The organism is Stenotrophomonas sp. Steno-C18 (assembly GCF_056393195.1).
In genome coordinates this window covers 46,282-64,891 of the sequence record NZ_JBWJOX010000002.1, presented here as the reverse complement: position 1 = coordinate 64,891, position 18,610 = coordinate 46,282, and the positions used below count along the sequence as shown (strand labels likewise).

Below are 18,610 nucleotides of genomic sequence, written 5' to 3'. Positions count from 1 at the left end.
GGGGGCTGGGGCAGCGAACGGAAGGTTCGATATGCGGTTATGGATGCGCGTGTTGTTCGTGCTGATGGCAGGTATGCCAGTTGCCGGTGCGGCAACCCTGGACGTGGAGCCGTTCGTCAGGCAGGACATGTACCAGTGGGTGAAGATCTCGCCCGACGGCTTGCATTACGCGGTGACCGCGCCGCTGGAGGATCGCACCGCGCTGCTGATCCTGCGCCGTTCCGACAACGCCTTCACCGCGCGCATCTCCGGGGACGCCAACTCGGTGGTGGATGACTTCTGGTGGGCGAACAACGAGCGCGTGGTCATCTCCATGGCACGCCGGCAGGGCTCGCGTGATACTCCGGTGGCCATTGGCGAGCTGTACGCAGTGAACGTGGACGGCAAGCAGAGCATGCTGCTGGCCAGCCCTTACGGGGTCAACGAGAGGGCGGGGATCGTCTCTGAATACAAGTCCACCTTCGATCAATCGGTATACATGCTGGACCCATTGGCAGACGATGCGCGCAATGTGCTGGTATCGGCGATGCCGGTGGCGAGCGATCCATTCATCCGCATCGAGAAGCTCGATATCTACAACCGGCACCGGGCCCGCATCGCGGATGTGCCGGTGCGGCGTGCGGACTTCAAGACAGACGCTTCCGGCGAGGTGCGATTCGCGGTGGGTGCCAACACCGACAACGTGTCCAAGCTGTACTACCGCGACGCGCGCGGGCAGGAATGGCGGCTGATCAATGACGAGGGCAGCAGCGGGCACCGGCGCTACCCATTGGGTTTCAGCGCCGACGGCACGCTGGCCTACCTGCAGGTGGAGCGCAGGACCGGTCCGGACGCGATTGTTTCCTGGAACCCGGCCACGGGTGAGGAAATTGAGCTGTTGCGCGATGCAGTCGTGGACCCGTACCGGATCCTGTATGACCTCGACGGCCGCACGCCGGTGGGCGCGTCGTACATGCGCGAACGGGTCGACAACCGCTTCTTCGACGAGAACGGCCGCGCGGCACGGTTGTACCGCAGCCTGGAGAAGTCTTTCAGTGGCGATGCGATCCGCTTGACCTCGGCCACTGCCGATGGCCGGCTGGTGCTGCTGTACGTGTGGAGCGACCGCAACAACGGCGACTACTTCCTGTTCGATACGCAGGAGCGCAAGGCCAACCGGATCTTCAGTCGCCGCGAGTGGTTCATCCCGGACCAGATGCCGGCCACACGGTATGTGAGTTTCAAGGCACGCGACGGCATGACGCTGCACGGGTACCTCACCGAGCCCAGGGGCGCCGCGGGGGCAAAGCCGATGGTGTTGCTGCCGCACGGCGGACCTTATGGCGTGTTTGACGGCTGGGAGTTCGATGACGATGCGCAGCTGCTGGCGGCGGCCGGGTATGCAGTGCTGCGCGTGAACTACCGAGGCTCGGGCAACTATGGCCGTGCCTTTACCGATGCCGGTGTGCGCGAATGGGGCGGACGCATGCAGGATGACCTGGCCGATGCCACCCGCTGGGCCGTTGCACAGGGCATCGCCCAGGCTGATCGGATCTGCATCTACGGCGCAAGCTATGGGGGATACGCTGCGTTGATGGGCGCTGTGCGCGACCCGGAGCTGTACCGGTGTGCGGTGGGGTATGTCGGCGTCTACGACCTGGAGTTGATGCACAGCGATGCATCCTCGCGCAGCCGTTCCGGGCGTACGTGGGCCGCCGAATGGCTGGGCGAGCGCAATACGCTGGCGGCACGCTCGCCCAGCCGCCTCGCCGAACAGATCAAAGTGCCGGTCTTCCTTGCGGCCGGCGGCAGGGATGAGCGTGCACCGGTGGAACATACTGAACGCATGGAGAAGGCGCTCAAGCGTGCCGGCGTGCCGGTGGAGACGCTCTACTACCCGAACGAGGGGCACGGCTTCTACACGCAGCCGCATCGCCGTGCGTACTACCAGCGCCTGCTGGCCTTCCTCGCACGCCATCTCGGCGGAGCGACGGCCAGCGCACAATAGGCGGCAACGGCTGCGAAGGCGGATGCTCGACTCCGCCTTCGCTTTTCCCTACCATGCCGGCACCAGCAAGCCACCCACGCTTCATGCAGCGGGACCTGCCGTCCGACGACGGCCCAGCGAGCCAGGACACCCTTCGTGCCCGACCAAAGGACGCTCGCATGCACTCTCATTCCCTCTTCCGTTCCGCCGCCCTCGCGCTGGCGGTTTCCTTCGCGTTGGCTGCGCCGTTGGCAATGGCCTCCGGCAATGCGCCGGCCGCTGCCGATGGCGCGCCTGCCAGCGTGCAGCGCGAGGCCGTGGCCAAGGGCCTGTACGAGCTGGCCTACAGCCCTTCGCAACAGGCGCTGTTCGTCGCCTCCTCCGGCGGCTTCGGTGACGATGCCGGGCCGGCACAGGTACTGCGCCTGGACCCGCGCACGCTCGCCGTTCAGGCCCGCATCCCGCTGGAGCGCAAGGCTTTCGGCCTGGTGCTGGACGACAGCAACCACCGCCTGTACGTCGGTAACACCGTGGACACCTCGGTGACCGTGGTCGACACCGCGCAGGGCATGGCCATTGGCACCGTGCAGCTGATGGAGAAGGTAACCGGCAGTGACGGCAAGCCCCGTTACAGCCACGACCTGCGCGAGCTGGTGGTCGATGCGCCCAACCATCGCCTGTATGTCACCGGGCATTCGCAGGAAGGCAGCGTGCTGTTCGTGGTCGACACGCAATCGCTGACGCTGCTGGACACCATTGCCGGGTTGGGTAACGCCAAGGCCCCGGGGCTGGCCCTGGATGCCGCCGGAAAGCGCGTGTACACCTCGAACCTGCGCGGTGAGGTGGTCACCGTCGGCACCGACAGCGGCAAGGTCGAGCAACGCTTCAGGATCAGCGCCGAGCAACCGATGAACATCGTGCTGGACCCCGGCAGTGAGCGCCTGTTCGTCACCGACCAGGGGCTGGAGATGATCCGCGCCTACCAGGGCAAGAGCATCGATGGCTTCGTCTCGCGCCACCCCGGCCAGCGCGTGCTAGTGCTGGACCGCCGTACCGGGCGGGAGCTGGCGAGCATCCCGACCGATGCCGGTCCGCTCGGCATCCTGCTCGATGCAGCGCGCAAGCGCCTGTACGTGACCAACCGGGAAGCCGGGACGGTCACCGCCTATGACAGCGACAGCTATCGCCCGGTGGGCAGCTGGTCCGTGCCGACCCATCCGAACAGCCTAGCGCTGGATGCGCGCAACAACGTGCTGTACGTGAGCATCAAGAACGGCGAGGGTGATCCCAAGGGCGGCGAGGAAAGCGTGGCCCGCATCGAACTGGGCAGCTGACCGCGACGGCGGCGGCAGGCAGCCTCCCGGCAGGAAATGATCGCTGCCGGGCGGTTGCCGCGGTGAGCGGCCAGAGATGCCGTGGGGACTGCGTTAGTGGCCGGCGCTTGCGTCACCAATGATCAGCGCACTGCTGTCCACGCTCTGCACGCCATCAATCCGGCGCGCGGTGGCGACCGCGCGGTCGGCCTGCTCCTGCGTGGGAACGTGGCCACTGAGCATGACCGTGCCGCGCTGGGTTTCCACGCGGATATCCATGCCCGGCACATCGGCGGCGGCGACCAGCGCCGCCTTTACCTTGGTGGTGATCCAGGCATCGCTGGGCGGCTTCTCGGTGGCAGGAGCCATCTGCGGCGGCGGACCTTCCTGCATCGTCTGCGTGGCGGTGGCCACCGGTGCGCAGGTGGGGACGGCTGCCACGGCGAGGATCAACAACCAGCTAGGGTGACGTTTCATGGACGTACCTCCGGCCTTGTGGGGATGAACGCGGGCCCTGCAAAGACCCGATCACATCCTGCGCCCGCTCGGGTTAATGGACTGCACCGGTTGTGCAAGCAGAAGGTGAGCGTCGGCCATTCAAGTTGATGGGCCGGCGCTGAACGCCGTGCACACCCGTGGTGTTGAATGCGCGCATGCAACGGTACCTGCACATGCCGATTACGGGCGGCTGCGCAGTCTGGACACCGGCAGGCCACCACCGTGCCTGCAGGAGCAGCGACCATGACCCGTGGCGACAAGAGTGCCTATACCGACAAGCAGAAGCGGCAGGCCGAGCACATCGAACAAAGCGAGCGCAAGGAGGGGCGGTTCGAAGAAGGATGCCGAACGCATCGCCTGGGCGACGGTGAACAAGCACGATGGCGGCGGCAAGCGCTCCGGCTCCGGCCGTGCGCACCACGCATCCCACCACCGGTGAATCCCCGCCGCAGGAGCGCCATCAGGCGCGAAGCCGATACCGGTTGCCAAGCTGGGTGCGTACGGAGAATCGACCGGCTTCGCGACCAACGCCGTTCCAGCGCGACTATGCCGAGAACCGTCTGCGATCGCGCTCGGCGCTCATGCGGTGGGTGCCGGATACCTCGAGGCCCTGCGTCTTGATGTCCTGCATGAACACCCACTCGCCGGTGATGCGTTGCGGGCGGATGTCGATCATCGCGTAGCCGCGCCGCGAGGTATCGCACCAGTCCAGCTCCGGATTGCTTTCGATGAAGATGCGGGCGACGTCACGCGGATCCACGACCACGCTGCCTTCGATGCCGCCCGAGGTGACGGCCTGCACGGCGAACTCGATGCCCGCGGGGCGGCCGTCCTCCTGCAGCGAGTAGGCCCAGGCGTTGTGACTGTCACCGGACAGCATCACCAGGTTGGCGTCCGCCTGCTGGGCTGCACGCAGCAGGCGCGAGCGTGCGGCGGGGTAACCGTCCCAGCGGTCCATCCACATCGGCAGGCCGAGCCGCGCCGCGCGCACGTAGTCGGTGAACGCCTGCACGGTGCGTGCGCTGGCATCCGGGCGCAGCCAGTCCACGGTTTTGGCAGGCATCACGGTGCGACCGAGGATGGTGCCCATGCCGACCAGTTGCCAGATGCTCTGGCTCGCGTTCTGGCGAAGCGCACGGTACAGCCAGCTTTCCTGCTCCAGGCCGAGCATGGTGGCCGACGGGTCCTGCCATGGACCATCACGGAAGGCTTCCAGCGCGGCCTGGCTGCCGGACGCGAAGGCGCTTTCGATGTCGGCCTGGCGGGTGCGCCCGAGCAGGCGCGATTCGGTGCGGTACAAGGTGGCAAGCGCGCCGATGGGATAGGCCTTCCACGGCTCGTCTGAAATCGGCAGCCATTCGCGATAGGCCTGCATGCCGGCGGCCTTACGCATGCTCCAGTCGCCTTCGGTAGCCGGTTGGTGGTTCCCTGCGCCGCCCTCCCAGCTGTCGTTGGTGATCTCGTGGTCGTCCCACACCGCCACCATCGGCGCCATCTGGTGCAGCTTCTGCAGGTCGGGGTCGGCGCGGTAACAGGCCAGGCGCATGCGGTAGTCGAGCAACGAGACCATTTCATGGTCATGCGCGGGCAGCACCTGGCGTTCGGCGATGCGGTCATGCGGCTTGTAGGACGCGATGCCGTACTCGTAGATGTAGTCGCCCACGTGCAGCCACAGGTCCATATCGTGGCGCTGGGCTGCGTGTGCATACGCGTTGAACCAGCCCATCGGCAGGTTGGAGCAGGAGAACAGGCCCAGCCTGAAGCTGGCGACGTCCCCGACCGGCAGGGTGCGGGTGCGGCCCACCGGCGAGTGGCTGCCGTCCGGCGCGATGAACCGGTAGTAATAGGTGGTGCCGGGCTGCAGCCCGTCGATGGTGAGCTTGGCGGTCCAGTCGCGATAGGCGCCGGTGCGCACCATGGCGCCCCCGACGACGCGGGTGAACGCCTGGTCCAGGGCCATCTCCGCCTGCAGGCGGACCTCGTCCGTGTTGCCCGCAGGGACGTAGCGCGTCCACAGCAGCATGGAATCGGGTCCCGGCTCGCCGCTGGCCACGTTGTGGGTGAACCCCCTGGCGTTCATCACCTCGGTGGCGAGCAGCTTGCCACCCGGCAGCAGCAGGGCGCCCAGGCCCAGGCCGGCGCCGATGATCAGGCGACGACGGTCGATGTTGAGGGTCATTGCGAAGGTTCCTGGTGGACGCTGGAGGAAGCGGGAAGGACATGGATGCCGATGCCTGCCTGTCCCGGCCCTTCCCCGCAGGCGGGGAAGGGCGGAGTGCAGGGTGGCGGCCGGCTCAGAAGCGGCCGCGGATGCCGAAGTTCCACATCGAGCCGTAGACCGTGTACATCTGCACGCGGCTGGCCACGTTGGAATAGATCACTTCCGGCTCGTTGAAGATGTTGCGGCCGGCCAGCATCACGTCGATGTTGTCGGTGAGCTTGTAGGTGGCGCTGATGTTCCAAAGCTCGCGCGAGGCACGGTACAGGATGCCGTTGTTGGCGGTGGTCGGCGTGTTGCTCAGCGCGCTGACGCGGTGGCTGGACTGGTAGTTGCCGTTGATCTGGAAATCGAAGCGGCCGTAGTTGTAGCGCACGCCCCAGTTGGCCGCTTCCTTGGGCAGGTTCTGGCGTGGGCCGTCCGGGTTCACGTGGGTCAGCGAGCCGTACAGGCTCAGGCCCTTGAGGGCGCCCGGCAGGAAGGTCAGCTGCTGGTTGTACTCCAGCACCATGCCCTCGTTGGTACTGGTGCCCGGCAGGTTCTGCGCACTGCGGAAGGTGTAGCCCTCGTAGTCGCCGGGATTGAAGCCGACGTCCTGCGGGTCCACCGTGATGCCGGTGACCTGCATGTCCTTCATGTCCAGCTTGTAGTAGGACAGGCCGAGCATGCCCGACGGCTCCAGGTAGTACTGCAGGCTGGCGTAGTACTTGGTGGAGTGCTCGGGCTTGAGCTGCGCGTTGGGCACGGTGACGATCATCGTGTCGTCGTTGACCGAGACCACGCCGCCGAGGTTGCCGTAGTCCGGGCGCAGGATCGACTGGCTGAAGGAGACCTGGCCGACCAGCTTGTCGGTGAAGTCGTACTTGACGCCACCGCTGAAGAAGAAGTCGTCGTACTTGCCGCGGCGGGTGGTGTAGCGGCCGTTGTTGTACTGGAACATCAGGCCTTCGACCGTGTTGGGATCCAGGCCGGCGGCCTTGACCTCGCTGAGCGGACGCACGTCGGCGATGCGCGCGGCGGTGCGGGTCTGCTCGTAGCGCAGGCCAAGGTCGATGCGCGCGTCGCCGATGCGGGTCTCGGCCTCGAGGTAGGCCGCGTTCACCTCTTCCTGGATGCGCTTGTTGTTGTCCAGCTCGCGCTTGAGGTTGCCGACCACGTCCGGGGCGAAGTACTCCGGGTGCTCCTTGAAGATGTCGTACATCGCGTAGTTGCTGTCCGCGCGCCAGCCCTGCTGGTTCATGTTGCCCGCGCCGGTACCGATGATGGCGAAGTCGTAGTCACCGGTCCACGGGATCTGCGACGCCGGGTCGGTCTGGCTGCCGTTCGGGCCGATGTACTTGTACTGCTTGTAGGCGCCTTCGTTGGTGCGCCAGTCATTGCTGCGCGTGCCCAACCCGCCCATCAGGGTGAGCGGGTTGTCGTAAAAGGTGAGGTGGCGCTTGAGGTCGAGGTTGACGCCATGCTGGTCGTTGAGCGCGTCCGATTCGGCGGTGCGGATGTTGTAGCCGATGTCGGCGTCGCGGTTGAAACTCTCCGGGTCACCCCATGGGCGTCCGGCGGTCTGGTTGAGGATCCATTCGTGCGAGCTCTCCGACGGACGGTCCAGGGTGAAGCCGATCCCGGTCAGCCAGCTGTCGGTGCGCTGGAAGAAGCCCTTGCTGTTGTCGCGGAAGTTGAACTCGGCGCCGGAGTAGCTGCCACGCAGCACCACTTCCCAGTCCTCGCCCTTGTACTCCAGCTTGGGCGCGACCAGGTAGGCCGGCGTGCCCGCATAGCGATGCGAATACTGCGTATGCAGGCGGGTGTTGGTGCCGTTCGGGTTGACCACGATGTGGTTGGGCGTGGAGCCGGACGCGGCCTCGGACTTGGTCGGGGTGCCGAAGATCAGGTAGGTGTACTGGTTGAAGTACTCCACGTCATACATCGAATAGGTGCTGCGCAGCGAGGCGACCAGGTCATCGGTGATCTGGTAGTCCAGGCTGAGGTTGGCCGCGGTGCGGCTGGTCATCTTCGGGCCCGGGCGCCACATCACGCGGTATGGCATCGCGCTGCCATCGGCCTTGTAGGCGTAGTCGGTCTGGATGCGGTCCTGCTGCACGTAGTTGGCGTTGTAGCTGGTGTTGAACTCCACGCCCAGGCGGCCATCCATGAACACGTCGCCGAAGCCGAACTGGCCGGACGGGTAGATCGTGGAGTGCTTCCTGTCATCCGGGAAGTACTTGCCCGACCAGGTGGAGTCGGAGGTACCCACCGCGCCCAGCTGGAACACGATGTCGCGCTTGGTGCGCTGGAAGGCGTACTTGCTGCGCAGGTTGATGTTGCCGCCCGGTGCGTCTGCATCCATCGATGCGGTGAGCGTGTTGTTCAACTCGATCGACTCGATGCCGGTGATGGACATCTGCTCGAACGAGTTCTGCCGGCCCGAGTTGTTGTTCGAGGTGGCCGTGGCCATGCGCGCGCCATCGGTGGTGAAGGTGGAGTACTTGGGGTCCAGGCCGCCGATGCGCACGGCGGTGGCGTCCACTTCGGTGTAATCCAGCGACAGGCCCGGCATGGATTTCATGAATTCACCGACGTCACCCATGGTCAGCGCGCCGTAGTTGTCGGCGGCGACCACGTTCTTGGCGTTCATCGCGGCGCGGCGCTCCATGATGGCGCTGGCCTGGCCGTCACGCGAGGCGGTGACCTTGATCATGTCCAGGTCGGTCGCTGCACCGCTGCCGGCCGCGTACGACGGTGCCTGCAACGCCACCTCCAGCGCGTTGGCCTTGCCGGCCTCGATGCGCACCGTGCTGCGCGATTCCTGCAGGCCGGTGTACCGGACCAGCACCGTGACCTCGCCGGCCGGAATGCCGGTCAGCTGGAAGTGTCCGCCTTCCTGCGAGTAGGTGACGCTGCGGCTGCCTTCGATGCGCACTTCGGCGTTGCGCACGTAATCGCCGGTGGCGGTGTTGAGCACGCGGCCACGCAGGCTGCCGATGCCCACGTCCTGCACGATGGCCTCGGCCGACTGCTGTGCATGCGCAACCGGGCAAACGCTGAGCGCAGCCATGATGGCGCTGACCAGCGCCGACTTCCTGAGTTCGAACATGTTTCCATCCGGAGAAGTGTGGGAGTACCGCACACAGCTGAGCGTCCGCCGTGCAAGCGGCGCGAAGGTTACGTCCGGACAATTACAGAACCTTTACGTTTCACCGCCGCAGTCGGCGCGGTATGAAGGTGCTTTTTGTTGTGTGTGATCGCTGATGCCGAATTTCCCGCAGCCCAAGGCCATTTCCGTACGGACAGCAACGGTGGGAGCGACCTCGGCGGCGAAGCCCACGGTGGATGACGTGCATCGATTGCCCACGTTCCTGCAATGGCAGGCGCACGCGCGGGAAGTCATGCCGCGCGCGTCGCGGCCTGGGCCGCTCCTAGCGGAGGTCGGCGTCGACCGGTAGGAACGGTTGGTGTGCGTCGCCGGTCCAGCGCATCAGGCGCAGATCCGCGCTCTGCTTTCCATCGATGCGCGCGTCCGTGGCCAGGTAGAACAGGCCGTCCCCCAGTGGCTGCAGGCCGACATCGCTCTTCTGGTTCCAGCCCCGCACGCCGCTGGCCGTGTCGTGCAGGCCCATGTCGGCCAGCGGCAACAACAGGCCCTTCTGCCACTGCCCGGCGCGTTGGCCGGCGACGCCGCGCAGGTCAGCCCGGACCGGGGCGCTGCGTGCATCGACCGCGAACATCAGGTAGTTCGGGAACTGTGGCTTGTTGCCGGCATAAACGCCCATCAACCAGCGGTGGCCGTGGTCGTCGTACGCCAGGTTCTGCACGCCATAGCGGGTATTGCCGGTGCGCACGAAGTACTTGCCGTCGACGGTGGCCGGGCCGCTGTGGTGCGGCGCCGCTTCGGTGAGCGGGCGCGCGAGTGCATCCCACTGCGCCGTGTCGTACTGCAGCAGCACCTGGTGATCGTTGTCGCTGCGCGCGGTGTTGCCGTAGATGCCGTAGGCGACGGTGAGCAGGCGCGGTCCGTCGGTCCGGCCGAAGCGGGGGCCGAACGAGACGCCATCGATGCCCGAGCAGCCATAGCGGTGGTCGGGTGATTCGGCCTCCCTGCCGCGGTACCTGCCGTCATCGCCTTCGAAGCGCCCATCGCCGTTGACGTCGGCGGTGTAGTCCGCCACGACCTCCGGCAGGTAGACGGTGCGCAGGATGTCGCTCTCCGAGGCGCGGATGCCCACCCGGTCAATGCGCGATACGTCGATCATCGCGATGTAGAAGGCGTTGTCCTTCTTGTACTCCAGCGATCCGTAGACCTTGCCATCGGCGGGGTTGAAGTCCAGGTCGCCCAGGTGGCCGGTCCAGCCGACCAGCGTGCCCACCAGGTTGCCCTTGAAGTCATAGCGCGCCAGCAGGTTGGTGAAGGAGTAGTAGATGTAGCCGTTGGCGCGGTCCACGGCGATGCCCTGCACGTGTCCGGACTCCCATTGCCCGCCGTGGTGTGCCACGGGCAGCACCGGCGGTGTCGTGGAAGGCGCGGCCAGGGCGGTGAGGCTGATGCCGACGGCGAGCAGGGTCAGCAGCGGGGTGCGGATCTTCATGGCGTGCGAGGCGGTCCGGAAGCAACCGTGGAGCATCGAGCGCGGGCGTGACCCGGTGATGACAGGCAAAAAGAAAGCCCGGCTGCGCAGGGCAGGCCGGGCCATCGGAGACGCGGGGGCGAAGGGCTCAGCCTTCGTCTTCTTCCTCGTCCTCTTCTTCTTCCTCGTCTTCCTCCTCCTCTTCCTCGTCTTCGAAGGCATCGAGCTCTTCGACACGGGCGAAGTGGGGCAGGGTATCGGCCAGGCTGATCAGCTTGCCGTTGGCCACCATCGGCCGCACCGCACGCTTGCCGGCTTCTTCCACGACGGCGAAGCAGACCAGCGACTGCGCGCTTTCATCGCCGTTTTCCTCGAATACCGCGACCCAGCCGTTGGCGGGAATGATCTGGATGATGTTGTCTTGCATGGGTGGAGTGTTGGCCGAAGGGAGCGCAGAGCTTGCGTGATGAAGCCGGTGCCGCGCAACCGCCACGCGCGCGGGGTGCTTTACCTGGCGCAGGCATTGGATGGACCATGCGGGCATGGTTTCCCGTTGCAGGTGCCGTCGATGCTGCATTGCCGTCCCATCACCCCGTCCGCCACGCCACCGGCGCTGTGGGTGGACCTGTGCCAGCCCACGCCGGAGGAACTGGACCAGGCCTCCCGGCAGGTGGGGTTCGCCATCCCGGACCGGGCCGGCATCAGCGAGATCGAGTTCAGCAGCCGGGTCCGGCGCGAGGGCGAGGCGCTGGTGCTGAACCTGCCGCGCTTCCAGTACGCGGTGGACCACGTGGTCGCGCCGCTGGGCTTCGTGGTCGCCCCGCATGCACTGGTGGTGCAGCGCGAGCACACGCTGGACGTGCTCGACGGCCTGGAGGCCGACCTGGGCAAGCACCCCTGCGTGGGCGCGGCGGACCTGTTCCTGCGCGTGATCGAGCACATCGTCGACCACCTGGCCGACCAGCTCGAATCGCTGGAGAGCACGATGAGCGAGTTCTCGCGGCAGGCCTTCAACCACCCCAAGGGGCGCCGCGCCTCGCACCGGCTGGAAGGCATGCTGCACGAGGTGGGGGTGATGGGGCGGCGCATCAGCGCCATGCACAACACCCTGCACGGACTGTTGCGGATGGTGAACTACCTGGATGAGTCGGCGCCGGAGTGGTTCGGTGCCGAGGCGCCCAAGCGGATCAAGCTGGTGCTCAAGGACCTGACCTCGCTGAGCGAGTTCGAGCAGCAGCTGGGGGACCGCAACGAATTCCTGCTCGACAGCGTGCTGGGCCTGATCAACATGGACCAGAACGAAGTGATGAAGGTGATGGCGGTGGCCTCGGTGGTGGGCATCCCGCCGACGGTGCTGGTTGGCGTGTGGGGCATGAACTTCGCCGCGATGCCGGAGCTGCACTGGCATTACGGTTACGCGATCGCCTTGGGCGTGGTGGTGCTGAGCATCGTTGTGCCGCTGGCATGGTTCAGGCGGCGCGGCTGGATCTGAGCGCGCGCCGGGCGCCGGCATGCCCCTTAACCGGCAGCGCCCGGCCACCTACAATCGCGTCTCCCCACGTGTTCCAGGAGCCGCAATGCCCGTCAAGCCGATGTCCCCTGCAGGAAAGCGGTTCGCCGCCGCCGCATTGATCGAAGGCGTCACCTGGGCAGGGTTGTTGGTCGGTATGCTGCTCAAGCGTGGCCTGGAACTCACCGACCTGGGCGTGCGCATCTTCGGGCCGCTGCATGGCATTGCCTTCCTCTTCTACGTCGCCATCTGTCTGTACGCCTGGATCAAACTGCGCTGGCCGCTGTGGGCGATGCTGGTGGCGCTGGTCGCGGCGGTGCCGCCGTTGGTGACCGTGCCACTGGAGATGTGGTTCCGCCGCATCGGCCTGTTGTCCGCGCGTGATGGTTCGGCGCCGTAACCGTTTTCATCCCGGGGCCCGCGACGCGGGCCTCGTCGGTTTTGCTCCAACCGTGCCCGAACAGCAGTGAAACAGTGGTCGATGACCGTTTTGGTGGTCACGCGCGATCATGGATAATGCGCCCCTGCAGCGCCGGGTCCTGGCGTTGCGCTGGTCCGGAGGGGCCGGGTGGTGCGGTCGAGGGGGCTCCCGTACCACCGGAGGGTGTTCCCCCGGTACGTCGTCGATGCCCCGTGGCATCGGTCCACCTCTGCCCTTCTGGCCTTCAACGCACAACGCGTTCCCTCTTCAAGGATTTCTGGTGCGACACCGAGACAATCAGCAACACGTTGCCGGGCAGCGGTTCGTTTCCTTCGTGATCGCCGGGGCAGCGCGGCAATGAGTACCTCCGTGACCGAGACCACCGCCGCCCTCGATGCAGGCATCGCCATCCTGCCGGGTGAACACCCGCTGGAGATGCCGGAGCAATCGCTGCGCACCGGCCGCCTGCAGGTGCCGCGCCAGGACACCGCCCCGCCCAACATCGGCCTGCGTCGCCTGTACGTGTTCGGCACCACCGCGCTGATGACCGTTGGCGCGACCTGGATGATGGCGCGGGTGCTGCTCAACGGTGGCCTGAACGTGCTCGAAGGCGTGCTGCTGGTGCTGTTCGTGCTGCTGTTTGCCTGGGTTGCGCTGTCCTTCGTCGGCAGCCTGGCCGGCCTGCAGGCGTTGCTGCGCGGCCGGCGCAAGCTGGGCATCTACCCGGACACGCCGCTGCCGACGCTGCGCAGCCGCACTGCGCTGCTGATGCCGACCTACAACGAGGACCCGCGCCGGATGATGGCCGGCCTGCAGGCCATCTACGAATCGGTCGCCGCCACCGGCCAGCTCGAGAACTTCGACTTCTTCGTGCTCAGCGACACCACCCGCGACGCCATCGGCCGTGCCGAGGAACAGGTGTTCGCGCGCCTGGTCGCTGCCACCGGCGGGGAAGGGCGGCTGTTCTACCGGCGCCGCGCCAGCAACGTCGGCCGCAAGGCCGGCAACATCGCCGACTGGGTGCGCCGCTTCGGTGGTGCATACCCGCAGATGCTGATCCTGGACGCGGACAGCCTGATGACCGGTGATGTCATCGTGCGGCTGGTGTCGGCGATGGAGAACCATCCCAACGTGGGTCTGATCCAGTCGCTGCCGGCGGTGGTCAACGGGCGTACCGCCTTTGCCCGCATGCAGCAGTTCGGCGGGCGCGTGTATGGCCCGGTGATGGCCTACGGCGTGGCCTGGTGGCATGGCGCCGAGAGCAACTACTGGGGGCACAACGCGGTCATCCGCACCCGCGCCTTCGCCGAGCAGGCCGGGCTGCCGGAGCTGCCGGGGCGCAAGCCGTTCGGCGGCCATGTCCTCAGCCATGACTTCGTGGAAGCGGCGCTGATCCGCCGGGGCGGCTGGGCCGCGCACATGGTGCCGTACCTGCAGGGCAGCTACGAGGAAGGCCCGCCGACGCTGACCGACCTGCTGATCCGCGACCGCCGCTGGTGCCAGGGCAACCTGCAGCACGCCAAGGTGGTGGGGACGTCCGGCCTGCACTGGATCAGCCGCGTGCACATGATGATCGGCATCGGCCATTACTTCACCGCGCCGATGTGGGCGATGCTGATGCTGATCGGCGTGGCGATCCCGCTGATCCATGGCGGCATCGACCTGGCCGAGGAACTGCACCTGCGCATGTCCCCGTCGCATTACTGGCGCGGCCTGGACCAGGACGGCGTGCTCTGGGTGTTCGCGATCACCATGGCGGTGCTGCTTGCGCCCAAGGCCATGGGCTACGTGGCGATGCTGAGCTCGCGCAGCGAACGCATCGGTTGCGGCGGCGCGCTGCGCGCCTTCGTCTCGATGGTGCTGGAAACCCTGCTGGCGGCGCTGATGGCGCCGGTGGTGATGTACGTGCAGTCGCGTGGCGTGGCCGAAGTGCTGGCCGGCAAGGACTCCGGCTGGGATGCGCAGCAGCGCGACGACGGCAGCATTTCCTGGGGCGCGCTGCTGCGTGGCTACGGTGGCCTGAGCCTGTTCGGCCTGATGGTCGGTGCCATGGCGTATGCGGTGTCGCCGCCATTGGCGGCGTGGATGGCGCCGGTGGTGGTGGGCATGGCACTGGCGGTACCGGTGGTGGCCTGGACCTCCTCGCGCAAGGTGGGTGACTGGCTGCGCCGTCACGGCCTGCTGTGCATCCCGGAGGAAAGCCACCCGCCGCAGGTGCTGGTGCGTGCCGCCGAACTGCGCGCGGCTGCGCTGCGCGAACCGCTGCAGGACTGACTGCCGCCACCGGGCCCGGGCACGTACCGGTCCCCGGGCCGTGGCTGTTGAACCGTCGGCCTGAACATCGTGCCGCGGCCAGGCGGCATAATCCCGCTTCGTCTTCGGGAGTCATGCAGATGTTGGAAACGGTGGAGCAGGAAACCGGCGCGGCGCCGGAATGGTCGGTCATCTGGTTGCACGGTCTGGGCGCTGATGGGCACGATTTCGCCCCCATCGTGCCGGAGCTGGTGCGCCCGCACTGGCCGGCGATCCGCTTCGTGTTCCCGCATGCCCCCAAGCGCGCGGTCACCATCAACGGTGGCATGCCGATGCGTGCGTGGTACGACATCGTCAGCATGGATTTCCGCAGCCGCGCCGACGCCAGCGGCGTGGCCGAATCGGTGGCGCAGGTGGAGGCGCTGATCGCACGCGAGCAGGCCCGCGGCATCGCACTGGACCACATCGTGCTGGCCGGCTTCTCCCAGGGCGGTGCGATCACCCTGTCGGCGGGCCTGCAGCGGCGTGCGCAACTGGCCGGGCTGGTGGCGCTGTCGACCTACCTGCCGGAAGTGGACGCCGCGGCCGACCAGTTGGCCGCCGGTGCCAACACGCAGCCGGTCTTCATGGCCCATGGCAGCGCCGATCCGGTGATCCCGGTGCAGGTCGCCGAGAACAGCGCCCAGGTGCTCAAGGCGCTGGGCTTCGAGCTGGAATGGCACCGCTATCCGATGGCACACCAGGTCTGCGCCGAGGAAATCCACGCGCTGGGCGACTGGCTGCAGGCGCGTTTCAGCGCGGGTTGAACAGGGCGTGGGGACGCCTTGTCCGGGGGTTGAACACAATGGCGGTGCGACGGCAGGGCTACCATGGCCATGCCGGCGTTCCATGGGGAGAGTGATATGAAGGTGGTCATTGCCGATGACGAGCCCTTGGCACGCGGGCGCCTGCGCGCATTGCTGGCCGGGCATGACGGGGTGGTGGTGCTGGCCGAGGCGGCCAACGGCGACGAGGCCCTGCAGGCCTGCGCGCAACACCAGCCGGACCTGCTGCTGCTCGACATCGCCATGCCCGGCATCGACGGGCTGGAGGTGGCCCGGCAGCTGGCGCGTGTCGAGCCGCGCCCGGCAGTGGTGTTCTGCACTGCCTTCGATGCGCACGCGCTGTCCGCGTTCGAGGCTGCGGCGATCGACTACCTGATGAAGCCGATACGCGCCGAGCGCCTGGCCGCGGCGCTGGAGCGGGCGCGCACTTTCCTTGCCGGGCGCGCCAGTCCCCCCGCCCATCAGCCGCGTCGCACCCTTAGCGCACGCCTGCGTGGCAGCCTGCGACTGGTGCCGGTGGAGGACATCCTGTACCTGCAGGCCGAGGAGAAGTACGTCGTGCTGCACCATACGCGGGGGCAGGATCTGGTCGAGGAATCGCTGCGCTCGCTGGAAGAGGAGTTCGGCTCGCGGTTCATCCGCATCCATCGCAACTGCCTGGTCGCCCGCGACCGCCTGCAGGAAGTGCGGCGCACGCCGGCCGGCCAGGTCCAGGCGGTGCTGCGCGGGGTCGAACAGCCCCTGGAGGTCAGCCGACGCTGCGTCGCCAATCTGCGGACCGAACTGGTCCGGCTGTGAGCGGGCGTCGCCAGCGGCGATAATGGCCGCATGACCATCCTGCGCATTGCTACCCGTAAGAGCCCGCTCGCCCTGTGGCAGAGCGAACACGTCGCTGACCGCCTGCGCCAGGCCCACCCGGGGCTGGCGGTGGAACTGGTGCCGATGAGCACCCGCGGCGACGAGGTGCTGGACCGCTCGCTGGCGGCCATCGGCGGCAAGGGCCTGTTCCTGAAGGAGCTGGAGCTGGCGATGCTGCGTGGCGAGGCCGACTGCGCGGTGCATTCGCTCAAGGACGTGCCGATGGAGCTGGAGGCACCGTTCGCGCTGCCTGCCATCCTCACCCGCGCCGATCCGGCCGATGCCTTCGTTTCCAACCAGTACGACACGCTGGACGACCTGCCGGCCGGCGCGGTGGTGGGCACGTCCTCGCTGCGCCGCCAGGCGCAGTTGCGCGCGCTGCGCCCGGACCTGCTCACCCGCGACCTGCGCGGCAACGTCAACACGCGTCTGGGCAAGCTCGACGCCGGCGAGTACGACGCCATCATCCTGGCCTGCGCGGGCCTGGAGCGGCTGGCGCTGGAAGCGCGCATCCGCAGCCGGCTGGTGGCGCCGCAATGGCTGCCGGCACCGGCGCAGGCCGCGGTGGCGATCGAATGCCGGGCCGATGCCGACGCGGTGATCGCGCTGGTGGCGGCGCTGGACGATGCGCCGACCCGCAGCTGCGTGGAGGCCGAGCGGGCGATGAACCGCGCCTTGGACGGCAGCTGCCACGTGCCGGTGGCCGGCCTGGCGCAATGGCGGGGCCAGGACCTGTGGTTGCAGGGGCTGGTGGGCGGCGTGGCCGATGGGCGCATCGTCCGTGCCGAAGGGCAGGGGCCGGCGACGGACCCGGAGGCATTGGGCCGCAGCGTGGCGAGCAGGCTGCTCGATGGTGGCGCGGGTGAACTGCTGCGTTGAGTGGCCCGCGTAGGCGCGGTCCCGGCCACGAAGTCGATACCCCGCCCCGTTGTCAGGAGCACCCCTCCCCAACCCTCCCCTGAGCTGCGCTCAAGGGCGGGGGCAGATCGCCGCGCTGTCGTCGGAACGGCCTTGGCCTCGAAGCCGATGGCGGTTCCGGTCGCGGAAGGCACACCTCCCAATCCTCCCCGGAGTCGCGCTCAAGGGAGGGGGCAGATCGCGGCGCTGTTGTCGGAACGGCCTTGGCCGCGAAGGCGATGATGGTTCCGGTCGCGAAAAGCACACCTCCCAATCCTCCCCGGAGTCGCGCTCAAGGGAGGGGCAGATCGCCGCGCTGTCGTAGGAGCGGTCTTGGCCGCGAAGCCGATGACGGTTCCGGTCGCGGAAGGCATCCCGCCCCAGCGCACCGCCGAGCCGCGCTCCAATGAAGGAGGGCAGCTCGACGCCCCATCCACCCACAGCACCCGCGCATGAAAAAGCCGGCGAAAGCCGGCTTCTTCAAGGATCCCGCGCGGTCGCTTACTTGAAGCTGTAAACCACGTTCATCGTGGTCAGCGTATCGGTCTTGCGCTTGTCTTCGGTGACGTCGCTGTTGTGGCGGGCCTGCCAGCCGGCCTTCAGCGCGAAGTGCTTGTTCATGTTCACCGACACGCCGAAATCATTCTGCGCGAAGGTGTTGTACGAGCCCGATTCCACCAGCAACGTGTTCACCAGCTCGGTGTTGTCGGTGATGGTGTACTTCAGGTCGAACAGGCCGCGGCCGATCAGGCCGACGCGGTTCTCGTCGGTATCGGCATTGTGGCTGCGGCGCACGCCGGGGCCGATCTGGGTGTCCAGGATCAGCCGCTCGCCGTCGATCAGGCGGGTACCGTAGCCGAGACCGAAGCTGGCCTGGCGGTCGTAGGTGGCGAAATCGTCCCGCTCATAGCGCCCGGTGGCGGTGATCTGGCGATGCTCGCCCAACTGCAGCGCACTGCCGGCGCTGGCCGTGTAGCGGTTGGCGGTGGTCTGGCGGGTGCGCTTGCTGGTGCCGTCGTCGCTGGTCTCGGTGTACTCGGAGCTGGAGCGCAGGCCGAACAGGTCCATGCTGTGCACCCAGTCATCGTCGGTGTAACGCAGCTTGAGGCGGCCGTTGAAGCTCTCGGTGTTGCTGTTGCCGTGGGCCGAGGCGAAACCCAGTTCGCCGCCGCTGCCGCTCCAGGGGGAGGTCATGGCTGCCAGGGTGGCCTCGTCGGGGGTCTGGCCGTCGTCGGCCCAGGCGGCCGGGGCGCACAGCAGCAACGGCAGGAGCAGGGAAACACGCAGGGACAT

The 18,610-nt window shown here is 67.3% G+C and carries 14 protein-coding genes; 8 read left to right on the top strand and 6 right to left on the bottom strand.

The annotated features are described in order from the left end of the window. Positions 1 to 31 precede the first annotated feature (31 nt). On the top strand, positions 32 to 1,987 hold the full coding sequence (locus tag AC06FE_RS04830) for an alpha/beta hydrolase family protein (protein WP_478072391.1): 1,956 nt from the start codon (positions 32 to 34) through the stop codon (positions 1,985 to 1,987). 158 nt (positions 1,988 to 2,145) lie between these two features. Beyond that, the gene (locus tag AC06FE_RS04825; RefSeq protein WP_478072389.1) at positions 2,146 to 3,300 is read left to right on the top strand and encodes a YncE family protein; all 1,155 of its coding nucleotides are present in this window, start codon (positions 2,146 to 2,148) and stop codon (positions 3,298 to 3,300) included. Positions 3,301 to 3,393: 93 nt separating this feature from the next. On the opposite strand, the gene AC06FE_RS04820 is transcribed toward AC06FE_RS04825, so the two are convergent. The 5 genes from AC06FE_RS04820 to AC06FE_RS04800 all read right to left on the bottom strand — a co-directional run bounded on the left by AC06FE_RS04820 (position 3,394) and on the right by AC06FE_RS04800 (position 10,981). After that, a complete protein-coding gene (locus AC06FE_RS04820) occupies positions 3,394 to 3,756 on the bottom strand; it encodes a BON domain-containing protein (RefSeq protein ID WP_313252827.1) in 363 nt (120 codons plus the stop codon). A 565-nt stretch (positions 3,757 to 4,321) separates the two neighbouring features. After that, complete coding sequence (locus AC06FE_RS04815; RefSeq protein ID WP_478072388.1) at positions 4,322 to 5,956, bottom strand: alkaline phosphatase D family protein; 1,635 nt, start codon at positions 5,954 to 5,956, stop codon at positions 4,322 to 4,324. 115 nt (positions 5,957 to 6,071) lie between these two features. Beyond that, complete coding sequence (locus tag AC06FE_RS04810; protein WP_478072387.1) at positions 6,072 to 9,086, bottom strand: TonB-dependent receptor; 3,015 nt, start codon at positions 9,084 to 9,086, stop codon at positions 6,072 to 6,074. Positions 9,087 to 9,408: 322 nt separating this feature from the next. Continuing rightward, a complete protein-coding gene (locus AC06FE_RS04805; RefSeq protein ID WP_478072386.1) occupies positions 9,409 to 10,575 on the bottom strand; it encodes a hypothetical protein in 1,167 nt (388 codons plus the stop codon). 127 nt (positions 10,576 to 10,702) lie between these two features. Next, the gene (locus AC06FE_RS04800) at positions 10,703 to 10,981 is read right to left on the bottom strand and encodes a hypothetical protein (RefSeq protein WP_446540654.1); all 279 of its coding nucleotides are present in this window, start codon (positions 10,979 to 10,981) and stop codon (positions 10,703 to 10,705) included. A 141-nt stretch (positions 10,982 to 11,122) separates the two neighbouring features. Between AC06FE_RS04800 and AC06FE_RS04795 the strand changes: the two genes are divergently transcribed. From AC06FE_RS04795 to hemC, 6 genes are all read left to right on the top strand, one after another. Then, on the top strand, positions 11,123 to 12,046 hold the full coding sequence (locus AC06FE_RS04795) for a CorA family divalent cation transporter (protein ID WP_313253708.1): 924 nt from the start codon (positions 11,123 to 11,125) through the stop codon (positions 12,044 to 12,046). A 100-nt stretch (positions 12,047 to 12,146) separates the two neighbouring features. Then, a complete protein-coding gene (locus AC06FE_RS04790; RefSeq protein WP_478072663.1) occupies positions 12,147 to 12,464 on the top strand; it encodes a DUF3817 domain-containing protein in 318 nt (105 codons plus the stop codon). Positions 12,465 to 12,842: 378 nt separating this feature from the next. Further along, the gene (mdoH, locus tag AC06FE_RS04785; RefSeq protein WP_478072385.1) at positions 12,843 to 14,759 is read left to right on the top strand and encodes a glucans biosynthesis glucosyltransferase MdoH; all 1,917 of its coding nucleotides are present in this window, start codon (positions 12,843 to 12,845) and stop codon (positions 14,757 to 14,759) included. Positions 14,760 to 14,878: 119 nt separating this feature from the next. Next, positions 14,879 to 15,544 carry an alpha/beta hydrolase gene (locus tag AC06FE_RS04780; RefSeq protein WP_313253705.1) on the top strand — a complete coding sequence of 222 codons (666 nt, stop codon included), beginning with the start codon at positions 14,879 to 14,881 and terminating at the stop codon, positions 15,542 to 15,544. A 96-nt stretch (positions 15,545 to 15,640) separates the two neighbouring features. Continuing rightward, positions 15,641 to 16,360: a LytR/AlgR family response regulator transcription factor gene (locus AC06FE_RS04775; protein ID WP_132865084.1), complete on the top strand. Its 720-nt coding sequence runs from the start codon at positions 15,641 to 15,643 to the stop codon at positions 16,358 to 16,360. Positions 16,361 to 16,390: 30 nt separating this feature from the next. Further along, entirely contained in the window at positions 16,391 to 17,299 is a 909-nt protein-coding gene (hemC, locus tag AC06FE_RS04770; RefSeq protein ID WP_313252817.1) for a hydroxymethylbilane synthase, read from the top strand. Between the two features lie 519 nt (positions 17,300 to 17,818). On the opposite strand, the gene AC06FE_RS04765 is transcribed toward hemC, so the two are convergent. Then, positions 17,819 to 18,610 carry a DUF481 domain-containing protein gene (locus tag AC06FE_RS04765; protein ID WP_132865082.1) on the bottom strand — a complete coding sequence of 264 codons (792 nt, stop codon included), beginning with the start codon at positions 18,608 to 18,610 and terminating at the stop codon, positions 17,819 to 17,821.